Here is a 12,793-nt window from a genome sequence, read left to right as displayed (position 1 = left end):
CCATCACATTCCACGATACATACGAAAACGGCCCACACTTTCGTGTGGGCCGTTTTCGTATGTATGGCGGACCGGACGGGACTCGAACCCGCGACCTCCGGCGTGACAGGCCGGCATTCTAACCAACTGAACTACCGGTCCGCGCTGTCATGGCAAGGGAACGCACTTAACGAAGTGGTGGGTGGTACAGGAGTCGAACCTGTGACCTACGCCTTGTAAGGGCGCCGCTCTACCAACTGAGCTAACCACCCTCGCCATGGGCTGCGCATTCTACCGAAATCCGAACCGGTGTCAAACACTTTTGGGGAATTATTGATAAAAAAGCCAAGATATTGATTGTTGGGCATTTTTTGATCATTTTGCGGCCCGCGATTGGCCTTTTCCAGCCCCTTATAAACCGCCTTTCCCCAGCGATGTATTCCCCGTTCAAGATTTGGCGCCGAATTTTGATGCAGTTCGTTAGAAGTTAGGTCGTTGGGGGGTTAGAATGCTTGTTTGTCACCACCGATAACAACTTGAGTGATATCGCCTTTGAACGCGTGCCAGCTGAAACACGGTTTTCGATTCCTCTGGCTGGGTCTGTGGCTGGTCTGGTCGCCAGCGGTCTGGGCTCAGGAGGAGGCCGCGTGGCCGGCCGCGCTGTTGTGGGCGGTGATCGGGTTGCTGCTGGTGTTTCAGACGCTGCTGATCATCGGGCTGCAGCGCAGCCGGCTGAACAACAAGCGGGCGCGCAATGCCCTGCGCCAGAACAAGGTGGAGCTTGAGGCCCGCATCGCTGAGCGCACCGAGAGCCTGAATCAGACCAATCAACAGTTGCAGGACGAAGTCGCCCACCACCAGGCCACCGAGATTCTGTTGCGGGAAACCCAGGACTACCTCCACAGCATCATCAATGCGATGCCGTCGGTGCTGATCGGTGTCACCCCTGACGGAACCGTGACCCACTGGAACAGCGCGGCGGAACTGGAAACCGGCCTGAATCCGGAGCAGGCGCTGGGGCGACCACTGACCGAGGTGTACCCTGCCCTGCCCATTTCCATGGAAACGATCACCCGCACCATCGAAAGCGGCGTGCCCTTCGTGAATGAAAACATTCAGGAGGGCCAGGGCAGCAACGCGCGCTATACGGACCTGAGCATCTACCCGCTGATCGCGGTTCAGGCGATCGGAGCGGTCATCCGGCTGGATGACATCACCATGCGCGTGCGCATTGAAAACATGATGATCCAGAACGAAAAAATGATGTCGCTTGGCGAGCTGGCCGCTGGTATGGCGCACGAAATCAACAACCCCCTGAGCACCGTACTGCACGGCGTACAGAACATTCAGCGGCGCACCTCGCTTGAGCTTCAGCAGAACCACAAAGTGGCCCGGGAGCTGGGGGTCGAGCTGGAACAGCTTCACCAGTATCTGAACAAGCGCCGGGTATTCCACTTTCTGGAGGATATCCGCGAGGCCGGCGAGCGATCCATGCACATTGTCAGCAACATGCTGGAGTTCTCCCGCGGCAATAACCGGGCTCATGAGCAGTTCGACCTGGTGCGCATCGTCCAACACACGCTGGAGTTGAGCGATAACACCCTCAACCTGCAAAGCAGCCAGGGGCATCGGCGCCCGGACATCATTACCGAGCTGGCTCCGGACCTGCCACCGGTGGTGGGCTCCGCGGCGGAAATCCAGCAGGTGATTCTGAATTTGCTGCGCAATGCCGTNCAGGCGTTCCAGAGNGATGAGNGCGACGAGGCACAGNGCACNGCGCCGGTCATTCANCTGCGCGCCTACCTNGAACGCGGCGCNGCGGTTCTGCAGATTGAGGACAACGGGCCGGGCATGTCCGAGGATNTGCGCCGCCACATTTTTGAACCCTTTTTCACCACCAANGAGGTCGGTCAGGGCACGGGGCTTGGATTGTCGGTCTCCTACTTCATCATCACCGANCACCACTCGGGNACCATTGAAGTGGACTCNATGCCCGANGAGGGGACCTGCTTTACCATTCGCCTGCCCCTGGCNGANCGCACCGAACATCATCGNNCATCTCANTCGCTTTCTTCGGGGTCTTCCTTATGATTCGAACACNTCCAACCCGGTCACCNGCGNNNACCACTGGCCGATCCGTGATTCCCGCTTTGNTGGCNGCACTTGCCCTGTTNCTTACCGCCTGCGCCGGACCCAAAGTGGTACCGCCTTCCGAGGNNGAGCGCAACGAGATGGCCCGCGCNCTCCTGACNGANGCAATCTACANCGAAGGGCTACTNTCCGAGTGCGCNGCNGTNAGCCCGGAGTTGAAGATATACGCNCAGGACTTGCGCACCATCTGGATGGAGACCCATGGCGACCTGCTCGCCGGNGCCGACACTCAANTGAACCGGGAGCTGGCNGGNGAAACCCGCGACTATGCCGGCCATGCCCTGGCNCTNTCGGCGGTGCGATTCCGGCACGAGCATCGGGGCCGGGCGGTGCAGGAGCTGCGACTGAACGAGCGCAGCGCCAACAACCANCGNATTGTCTGCNAGCGCCGCCTGGATGAGCTGGAGCCNACNCTGACCGAACGCCCTTACCTGACGCCCGACTCCGAGCGGGACATTCTGGTGCGGGACGCCCTGNTGGCGGATGCCGAACGGCCGGTCGCCCTGAGTGAGGTGCCCACCCTNGCCCTNGANATNCCNCGCAANCTCGCNCCNGGNCGCAGNTACCGGGAAATCGAGCGGCGCATGGCGAANACCTGTCCGAACGCCGAACTGGNGGTGATNGCCAANGAGNGGCCNCANGAAGCCTATGGCATCTACTGCGGNCAGCAGAGCCAGAGCTTTATCGTCTGTGATTGGGGTGAGTGCCAAGCGCCCTGAAAAACCGCNNCTGAACTGNTACAATCCGCCCTTTTTCCGGGGCGGATGCCCCCGCNTTTCACACAGACCCGACGTTATGGCCATTCATCAAGTATTCCCCGATCAGTACGACGCCCAANTGAACCAGAAAGTGGCGCGACTGAAAGAGGATTTTGCGCGCTTCNACCTGCCCGANATTGACGTNTTCAGCTCCCCGGAAAAGCACTACCGGCTNCGNGCCGAGTTCAAGATGTGGCAGGANGATGGCCANGTGAACTACGCCATGTATCAGCCGGGGGAATACAAAAANCCGTTTTTGATCGATGACTTTCCCGTCGCCTCCGAACAGATCAATCGGTTGATGCCCGAACTGCTGGCCGCCATCAATGCCGACCCCATACTGCGGCTGAAGCTGTTTCAGGTGGAGTTTCTGACCACCCTGTCCGGTGAAGCNCTGATCACCCTGCTCTACCACAAGCGTCTGGATGAAGCNTGGGANGAGGCCGCCCGGGCCCTGAAAAAACAGCTGGGCGTGGACCTGATTGGTCGAAGCCGGAAACAGAAAGTGGTGATGGACCGGGACTTTGTGGTTGAGCGCCTGCAGGTGGCCGATAAGGTTTTCCAGTATCAACAGGTAGAAACCGGATTCACNCANCCNAANGGTCGCGTNTGCGAAAAAATGCTGACCTGGGCCGTGGANCACAGCCGGTCTTTNGGNGGNGATCTGCTNGAGCTGTACTGNGGGAANGGCAANTTNACGCTNCCNCTGGCCCAGAACTTCCGCCANGTNCTGGCNACCGAGCTGGCCAAAAGTTCGCTGGCCTCNGCCGANTACAATCAGCGCCTNAACGGNGTGGACAATGTCACCCTGGTGCGGATGTCCAGNGAGGATTTTGCCCAGGCGCTGGACAAGGTCCGGCCGTTTCGCCGGTTGCGCCANGTGGANCTGGACAGCTACGNGTTCAGCACCATTTTTGTCGATCCGCCCCGGGCGGGGCTNGACCCNCACACCACCCGCATTACCCANCGGTTNGANAATATTCTGTATGTGTCGTGCAACCCGGATACGTTAAAGCACAACCTGGACACNATGACCCAGACCCATCGTATCGAACATTTTGCGGTGTTTGATCAGTTCCCNTACACCCATCACCTNGAGTGCGGGGTGGTACTGCGCAAGCGATGATTGAAACGGTGAATCAATCAGAAGTTGCGGCCGCGGATGCGTTTGGCGGCGTCCACCACNGCTTTNTCGTGGAACTGNTCCTGAGTNGTGCGCTCCCGGTCATAACGGAATTTTTCTTTTTTGCTGAGCGCNTTCCAGGCATCCAGGAANGGGATNTGCTCNGTCGCNCCTTTCAGNTCGTANAAGGCTGAGAATTCNTCCCGCACTTCATCCTCNANNCCNAGNCTGTCCAGCAANACNCTGATCCGGATGCTNGCNTCGGTCAGGGTAATATCGTCGGANCCGACNGCGTGNGCGATNACCTGNATGCTTTTGTTGATGCGTTCNCGCTGGGCGTCGCTCTCGGCCTGCAGNGCCGANTCCTGGGCTTTGCGGGCCTGGTTCAGNTTGTGCACCTTGTANTGCAGNATGCCNGCCACAACGGCCANAGCGACAATAATGACGGCTCCGACNATGCTCAGAATNATCCAGGTACTGCTCATGGTTTGATCCTTTCAGTCAACTATCAATTCAGACAATTCAGATTTACGATCGGCGGCTCGACGCGTCCGCACNGGCTCAATNCGTGGCTTTTTCGTCTTCCCGCNCNGCCCCATCCTCCAGCGCCTCATCGGCGTCCANTGGCTCATCAACGTCCANTAGAGTCTCGGACTCATCCGCCTCTTCCAGCTTGTCCCGAGCGATGCTCTTTTTGGTTTTGGCGCCCAACCGGCGAATGTTGTCGACCCGACGCAACAGGTTNCCTTTACCCGTCGCCAGNCGTTTNCGCGCGGTATCGAACGCCTCCTGGGTCTTACCGATGTGATTGCCCANGGTATCCANCGCATCCANCAGCAGCACAAACTGATCGTGCAGNGCNCCGGCATCCCTGGCAATGCGTTCGGCATTCTTGTTCTGCTTTTCGTACCGCCAGATGTTTTCGACGGTGCGTAGAATGGCCAGCAANGTGGTCGGNCTGGCCAGAATGATGTGTTTGTCGTAGGCGTCACTGTACAGTTTCGGGTCCTGCTGAAGCGCGAGCATGAAGGCGGCTTCGATCGGGACAAAGATGAACACGAAATCCAGCGCCCGAACACCNTCGAGCTGCTCGTAGTCTTTTACGCTCAAGCCACGGATATGGTTGCGTAGTGACTGAATGTGTTGCCCGAGAAATCGGTCGCGCTCGTCCTGATCATCGCTGTTGCANTANTTCTCATANTCCACCAGCGAAACCTTGGCATCGATGATGATGTCCTTGTTNTCCGGTAAGCGCACNATGACATCCGGNGTGCGGCGCCCGCCATCCGCACTCGCGTAGCTGACCTGGGTTTCATACTCCCGGCCTTTCTGCAGCCCGGACTGTTCCAGCAGCCGCTCCAACACCACCTCGCCCCAATTGCCCTGGGACTTGGTATTNCCTTTNAGCGCCTGGGTCAGGTTGACGGCATCCTCACCAATTTTCAATGCCTGNCGGTGCAACTGNTCAATNTGGCCGGCGAGTTTGTTNCGCTCAGCGTTTTCTTTTTCGTACACGTCCTCCACTTTNCGGCGGAAGTCCGTNAGNTGGGTTTTCAGNGGATCGATGGCGGTTTCCAGCAGGGATTTNCTGCTGTGGGAGAACTGCTNNTGCTTACTTTCAAANATCCGGTTGGCCAGATTTTCGAATTCNCTGGTCAGTTGCTTTTTGGCATCCTGCANGAGNNCNANCTGGGCTTCAAACTGCTCCCGNTCCTGNCCGAGCCGNGTTTCCANCTCGGTCGCCTGCCGTCGNGCCTCGGCAAGCGCCTGNTCCCGTTGNCGCAANTCCCGCTGGGCCTCNCCCAGGTACTCGAGNTTNTCCCGGGCNGCNGCCAGCTCCTGCTGNGCNGTGTTCAGGCGCTGNCGGGTTTGCTCATGCTGNTGCTGACTNTCCTGCCACTGCTGGCGTAACTCGTCTTCGCGCCGGCGCAGATCCAGNCACTGCCGCTCCAGNCGGTCNCGCTCGTGGCGATGNTCGGCCTGCTCCAGCGCCCAGTCACTNTGCGCCTGCTGAAGGGTCTGCTCCAACTCCCGNGTGCGGGCCGCNACGGCNTCCTTGAGNCGCCAGTGGTAGAANAGNACNGTCAGTATCAGNCNGCTCAGCAGGCCACCCGCGGCGGCCATCAGTAAAGTCACATTGGTCAGAGGCAAAGATCGTTCCCGTTATCTGGTCGGTTCCCTTGTGCAGAACCGGGGGGCAAAATACAATCGTCGCGGCGATTCTACCAAGCCTGACCGGCCCTGCCCACGACACATTCGCCGGAGCTGGNNCCACCGCGCGNCCACCGGTCGTANCGACCNTTCGNAACGACCGTTTGTAACNATAGNCACTCCAGGAGCACAAGAACGACTGTGAAGCCAATGACCACGGACCTGTACNATGCCCGCTGANNCCCCNCCTCGCCTGNTGGTATTCGACTCCGGGGTGGGCGGCCTGAGTATTATGGCGGACATTCAGCNACTGCTTCCGCACTGNTCGGTGAGCTATGCGTCGGATAATGCCGCCTTTCCCTACGGTACGAAAAGCGAAGAGGTCCTNNTTGNGCGGGTCGATCGGGTCCTGCACCGGCTGATCGAGCACAGCCGNCCCGATGTNGTGGTCGTGGCCTGCAACAGTGCCAGCACCCTGGCCCTGCCGCACATCCGGGCNCACTTTCGCGAGCCGATCGTGGGCGTGGTNCCCGCGATCAAGCCNGCNGCCCATCAATCGCGCNCCCAGAGTCATNGGCTTGCTCGCCACNCCGGGGACGGTTGCCCGCNCCTATACACGNGACCTGATCCAGCANTTTGCCGCCGACNGCACGGTCATTTCNTTGGGAAGCTCCGAGCTGGTCCGGCTGGCCGAGGCGCACCTGCGCGGNCAGACGCCTTCCNTNGCACAGCTTCAGGACCTGCTGTCACCCATGCTGAGCCATCCGCGCGCTCCGGAAATGGATACTCTGGTGCTTGCCTGCACGCATTTTCCGCTCCTNAAGCAGGAGTTGCAGGCNGTNGTCGGNCCCNAGGTCGCACTGATTGATTCCGGGGAGGCGATCGCCCGCCGAGTGGCCTACTGGTTGACCGAGCTNNGTCGCAGGAAGTCAGCCAGTGAAAGCCCGGTTCACCAAGCACTTTTTACCGCCGATGGCCCCGAGGTCGAGCGGCTCGGGCCGGCACTGGCCGAGTTCGGCATCAACGATATTCAGGTGGTCGCCGTACCCAATAACTGACGACCATCAATGGCGCTTCTGCGCTTCGAGCAACCCCACCATGAGCTGCTCCACCGGCACCGGGTAACTGAAGTAATAGCCCTGACCAAAGTGACANCCACACTCGCGCAGAAAGGCCCACTGCGGCTCAGTCTCCACCCCTTCGACCACCACCCGATAGTTCAGACTGTTGGCCATGGCGACGATCAGGGTGGTAATGGCCCGGTCCTCGTCATCGGCCGGCAAATGCTGGACAAAGCTGCGATCCACTTTAAGACAGGTGACGGGCAGGCGTTTCAGATAGCTCAGGGAGGAGTAGCCGGTACCAAAGTCATCAATTGCCAGCCCCACACCCAACGTGCGCAGTGCATGCAGATGTGCCAATGCGACTTGGGTGTCCGCCATCAAAGTACTCTCGGTCACCTCCAGCACCAATTGTTCCGGNNCCACCCCAGTGTCTCTTACCACTGCNTTGAAGTCCGATACAAANTCCCGGTCACTGAGCTGCCTCGCTGANACGTTGATCGACACTTTTACGTGTTTGAACTGNGCCTTGTAGAGATTTTTGGCCTGCTGGCAGGCGGCACGCAGGACCCACTGTCCGATGGGCACGATCAGGCCGCTGTCCTCCGCTGCGGGAATAAATTCATCNGGCGGCACCAGGCCGCGCTCCGGGTGATTCCANCGCAGCAACGCCTCGATACCGACCACCNNTCCNGTCTGCATATCGAGTTGGGTCTGGTAATANAGCTCNAACTCNTGNTTCTGCANCGCCAGNCGCAANTCNCGCTCCAGGCGCAAACGCTGCTCTACTTCCCGGTTCATATCCGGNGTGTAGAAGCGATANANATTGCGNCCGTGGTATTTNGCCTGATACATNGCCANGTCGGCNTTGCGCATCAACANNTCNAGNTCCCGACTGTCATCCGGCGCGAGNGTAATGCCAATACTGGTTCCNNCCACCACTTCCTGGGCGTTCAGCCGGATCGGATANCCCAGGGCGTCGATGATCTTTTCCGCCACCACNGANGCATAGCGGGGCTCGGAGACATTGCGCAANAANATNGCAAACTCGTCNCCNCCCAANCGNGCCACCGAGTCCTCCTCTCTCAGNCAGGCCCGCAGGCGCTGGGAGACACTCACCAACAANCGGTCACCGGCCTCATGACCGAGACTGTCGTTGATGTCTTTNAAGTGATCCAGNTCGAGATACAACANNGCNAGNTTCTGNNCNTCNCGCCGAATCGCGTACAGNGCGGTNCGCAACTGCTCCTTGAACAGGAGCCGATTCTCCANNCCCGTGAGCTGNTCGTAATAGGCCAGCCGNTCCATATCCTGAATGCTGTTNTTCAGNCCGCGAAACAGCTCGTTGATTTTTTCCAGCATGCGNTTCATGCCCCGGGCCAACTGACTGATTTCNTCGTTGCCCGACTCCGGCAGGCGGNTCGACCAATTGTCGGCACCAATGCGCTCGGTCATATCCGCCAGTTTCAGAATCCGTCGCGTTACCAACCACTTCAACCCGTAATACATCCCCAACGACAGGAACAACAACATTCCCGCAATATTCTGGTAAATCGTCATCATGGTTTCCGCATGCCGGGACTCCAGCATCGACTCGGGNTAGTGNAGCCCNATATACCAGTCGAGTTCNGGTAGNGGTTGGTAACTGATNNGCTGNNTATCNCCNCGNANCTCNTGGNTATAGACNCCGCCGGGNGGCCACTGNCCCGACCGGGACCGGTCGATGAACTCNCGCATGCCCGGGCTCAACTCGGCCCGNTGNTTGAACACCTCNTANTCNCCGCGCTGCTGGGCCGGTGCNCTGAGCGACTGATCGCCNTGNAGGATCAGTTCGCCNTCGGCACTGAAAATAAACCCGTTGAGGGATTCGAAGTCCGACTCCAACTGATTGATCTGACTGAACAGNAACGACATATCCAGGTCCGCCCCTANCACACCTTCAAACTGACCATTGACGTAAAGCGGCACCAGTAACGACGTGGTCCAGACTTGAGGGTAGTAGTCNAAATAAATAGGGGTCCAGCGTGGTTTNCCCAGGGGATTTTCANCGGGAGCGGCAAGCGTGTAGAAAATTTCCTGGGTCACATCGTGGGCAGGNAAGTGCCCGGATACCAGNGAGGCNGGCCAGATGCGACTGACCCGGTCCTTGGTGATCAGATAAAAGGCATTGAATTGNGTCTTCAACAGAGGCTCGATATTCAACCAGGTACCGTTGGTGTGGTACACCANNCGGCGCATATCGTCGGTGATCGGNGANTCCCGGTGNATGAANANGCCNGACTCNCCCANGTACTCCCGTACCGCNCCATCGGGGTCGCGCTGNAACCCAAAGTCCAGAGGNACGGTATCCCCGGCAGTGCGGATCANTGAATCGGCCAGAGCATCACGAGTGGCCACCAGCAGATTCTGGCGACGNGCAAACTCCTGAGNCAGGCGATCCCGGTAACGTTCNCCCAGCATNTGAAGNCGCTCGTCGTACCCCTGNTGCAGACGNCGCGACTCCTCTGCNCCCTGCCACAAACCGATCAANACCCCNCTGATCGCTGCGAACAAGACCACGATCGCCAACAGNTTGGTGTTGATCGATGTCATCAACGGCATCTGTATTCCNCTGAATGGCGGCCCCGNTCAATGGTNACCCCGTNAAAGCTCCGTGGGCACCGCCTNCCTTCGTTTTTCTGACAGCTNNTTCAAGACTAGCACAGAATTTGGCGCATCATTCGTTCAATGGAACAAGCGCCCCCCTGAAGCCTCGCGCCGGTCATGCTATTCTTCGCGCANTGCCCCAACGACCNANAACNCCGGAGCANCATGGCAACNTCCCTATTCGATCTCGNCCCCCTGCTACCCGCCCTGAACGCCGGTGAACCCATCATCACTGCTAACGATCGCCTGCGGCGNCACCTGCTGAAGGCCTGGAGCCACTATCAGCGCGAGCAGGGAAAAAAGGCCTGGGCCGCCCCACGNGTATGGCCTCTCAACCGGTGGCTGGATGAGCAGTGGCAGACACTGGTGAGCCGGGGCTACCCCGGTTGCGACCGGGCACTGGCCAGCCGCCACCAACGCCAATGGGTCTGGGAGCAAGTGATCGGTCAGTCGGATGAAGCCCAAACCCTTCTGCAGGCGGACCCCTTGGCCCAGCAGGCCGACTCGGCGCTGCGCGCACTCACGCTGTGGGAGGTGGCGCCCGATACGCTCCGGCAGGATCCTTATCTGAACGGCAATAGCCGCAGCTTCCTGNGCTGGGCCGAGCACTTTGAGCAGCGATTGGCGAGTCGTCGATTGATGACACCGGAAGCCGGCCAGCAGATTGTCGCCCAGGCCTATGAANCCGGTGCCCTGAAGCCCGAGCCCCGCCTCTGGCTACTCGGTTTTGACGACCTGCCTCCCCTGCATCAGCGGATTCTGGAAGCCGCNGCGCTCGAACGCGTCGCGCTCTCCCCCAAAGGCACCCGCGACAACCACCTACATCGCGTCGCGGCCCCGGATGCGGACACCGAGCTGCGCGCCGCCGCCCTGTGGAGCCTGCGCCAACTACAAGCATCAGCGGAGGCGGTCATCGGTATTATCGTACCGGACCTGGGCCAGAGACGGGATCAGGTGGAGCGGATCTTCGCCGAGGTTTTCGAGCCCACCGTTCCTCTGCCGGGTACGCCCCGTTACACCCTGCCATTCAACTTCTCCGCCGGGGTACCGCTGGGCGCGACGCCACTGATTCACGCCGCCTTGAGCCTGCTCGGCCTACTGCGGGATCAGTGGCCGCTGAGCGAGGTGTGCCAACTGCTTCAGAACNCGTTTTGGGGGGANCCGGATNCGGAGNCCGTACTNCGCGCGCAGTGGGTCACNCGGCTGCGGGANCAGGGCAAATTTGAACTCACCGGCAGTGACCTGCGCTTTCATGGCCANGTGATCACCGANTGGCTGAGTGAGGCGCAAGCAAGCCCTGCGCTTNCGCCCGACACCACCGCACAGGCACCGACGCTGAACCGGCGNCTGCAGCTACTCGACGAGCAGCGACGACGCATGCCCCGATCCACCAGCGCGCGCCAGTGGGCCCAGNTTTTCCGGCAGCAACTGGACACCCTGGGTTGGCCCGGCCCGCGCCGGTTGGACAGTCAGGAGTTCCAGCAACTGGGGCTTTGGCATGAGCTGCTGGAAACCTTCGCCGCTCTGGAGGCCACCGGCGCCGACCTGAGTCTGACTCAGGCCCTGAGNCAACTGAACCAGTTGGCCCAACAGACCCCNTTTCAGGCCCAGACNCCGGACTCNCCCATTCAGATTCTCGGGGCCCTGGAGGGNGCCGGNCTGCGCTTCAGCCACTGCTGGGTNCTGGGCCTGCATCAGCGCCANTGGCCCCCNGTGCCNGCCCCCAACCCCCTGCTGCCGCTCGAACTGCAGCGGGACCGNCAGATGCCCCACGCCAGCGCCGAGCGGGAACTGCACTTTGCCCGCAGCCTGACCGACCACTACCGGCAATGCGCCGAACAGGTGGTATTCAGCGCACCCCACAGCGACGATCAGGGCGACCTGTCACCCAGCCCGCTGATTCGCGCCCTGCCGGAGACCCCACTGGCCGAACTGGTCCCGGAGCCCATCAGTGCCCGACAGGCCTTCGAGGCCATTCTGGAGGAAGCCCGAGAACTCACACCGGTACACAGCGCCAAGGGACCCGGCATCACCGCCGGCAGCAAAGCGCCCGGCGGCAGTTCGCTTTTCAAGCATCAGGCAGCCTGCCCGTTCAACGCCTTCGCCCAACTGCGTCTGGGGGCCCAGCTCCCGGATGCGCCGGTACTGGGCCTCTCCGCCGCCGAGCGCGGTACGGTGTTGCACGGCGTGCTGGCCACCGTGTGGAAAACCCTGAGGGACTCCTCGCAACTGCACGCCATTGAAGAGGAGGCGCTGAACGACCTCATCAGTCGCACCTGTGAACAGACCCTGGCGCCGATCCGTCAGCGGCGACCGAGGGAACTGGGGCCGGAGTATTGTGCCCTGGAGCAGGAACGATTGAGCCGGATGGTACAGCGCTGGTTGATGCTGGAAAAACAACGCCCGCCCTTCCGCGTCGTGGCCACCGAGCAACGCCGGCTGATTGAATTCAATGGCCTGAACCTGACGCTTTTTATCGACCGCATCGACGAGCTGGAAAACGGCGAGCGACTGTTGATTGATTACAAAACCGGCGCCGACCTCAATGCCAATCAGTGGCAGGGCCCGCGCCCCGACGAACCCCAGCTGCCGCTGTATGCGGTCACCGAGGAAGACCCGGTCAGCGGTATCGCCTTTGCGCAGTTGAACCCGAAAGCGCTGCAGTGGATTGGCCTCGGAGCCCTGAGTACGCCCCCACCCGGCGTCAAGCCCAGCGAGGATTGGGACGCTCAGCGGGCCGAGTGGCGCGAGGTACTGAGCGACCTGGCCCGGACCTTCATGGCCGGCGATGCCCGGGTGGATTTCAAGGACGCCAAGGCGCAGCGGTACAGCGGGCAATTGGTACCGTTAAACCGGGTGTTGGAAGCCGATACCGTCGCGCGGTTTATTTTGTAAACCAAAGCAACGGAGGATGCGGCCGGGTT

At 60.3% G+C, this 12,793-nt stretch carries 5 protein-coding genes, 2 tRNA genes and 1 pseudogene; 3 read left to right on the top strand and 5 right to left on the bottom strand.

The window, feature by feature from the left end:
• Positions 1–64 precede the first annotated feature (64 nt).
• Positions 65–141: transfer RNA gene (locus CMG77_RS10100), tRNA-Asp, on the bottom strand.
• 34 nt (positions 142–175) lie between these two features.
• Positions 176–251 (bottom strand) — tRNA-Val (locus tag CMG77_RS10095).
• Positions 252–519: 268 nt separating this feature from the next.
• On the opposite strand from CMG77_RS10095, the gene CMG77_RS10090 reads away from it, so the two are divergent.
• Both CMG77_RS10090 and trmA read left to right on the top strand, forming a co-directional pair.
• On the top strand, positions 520–2,070 hold the full coding sequence (locus CMG77_RS10090) for a two-component system sensor histidine kinase NtrB (protein WP_502691838.1): 1,551 nt from the start codon (positions 520–522) through the stop codon (positions 2,068–2,070).
• 708 nt (positions 2,071–2,778) lie between these two features.
• A complete protein-coding gene (trmA, locus tag CMG77_RS10085; RefSeq protein ID WP_502691837.1) occupies positions 2,779–4,014 on the top strand; it encodes a tRNA (uridine(54)-C5)-methyltransferase TrmA in 1,236 nt (411 codons plus the stop codon).
• A 17-nt stretch (positions 4,015–4,031) separates the two neighbouring features.
• On the opposite strand, the pseudogene CMG77_RS15900 reads toward trmA, so the two are convergent.
• The 3 genes and pseudogenes from CMG77_RS15900 to CMG77_RS15890 all read right to left on the bottom strand — a co-directional run bounded on the left by CMG77_RS15900 (position 4,032) and on the right by CMG77_RS15890 (position 8,732).
• A pseudogene (locus CMG77_RS15900) lies at positions 4,032–4,496 on the bottom strand (DUF2489 domain-containing protein).
• Between the two features lie 76 nt (positions 4,497–4,572).
• Complete coding sequence (locus CMG77_RS10080; protein ID WP_286904341.1) at positions 4,573–6,135, bottom strand: DNA recombination protein RmuC; 1,563 nt, start codon at positions 6,133–6,135, stop codon at positions 4,573–4,575.
• 1,091 nt (positions 6,136–7,226) lie between these two features.
• Entirely contained in the window at positions 7,227–8,732 is a 1,506-nt protein-coding gene (locus CMG77_RS15890) for a putative bifunctional diguanylate cyclase/phosphodiesterase (RefSeq protein WP_353743477.1), read from the bottom strand.
• A gap of 1,254 nt (positions 8,733–9,986) precedes the next feature.
• On the opposite strand from CMG77_RS15890, the gene CMG77_RS10070 reads away from it, so the two are divergent.
• On the top strand, positions 9,987–12,764 hold the full coding sequence (locus CMG77_RS10070) for a PD-(D/E)XK nuclease family protein (protein ID WP_502691836.1): 2,778 nt from the start codon (positions 9,987–9,989) through the stop codon (positions 12,762–12,764).
• Positions 12,765–12,793 lie beyond the last annotated feature (29 nt).

Source organism: Marinimicrobium sp., assembly GCF_002695945.1.
Classification (GTDB): domain Bacteria; phylum Pseudomonadota; class Gammaproteobacteria; order Pseudomonadales; family Cellvibrionaceae; genus Marinimicrobium; species Marinimicrobium koreense.
This window is presented reverse-complemented; position numbering and strand designations above follow the sequence as displayed.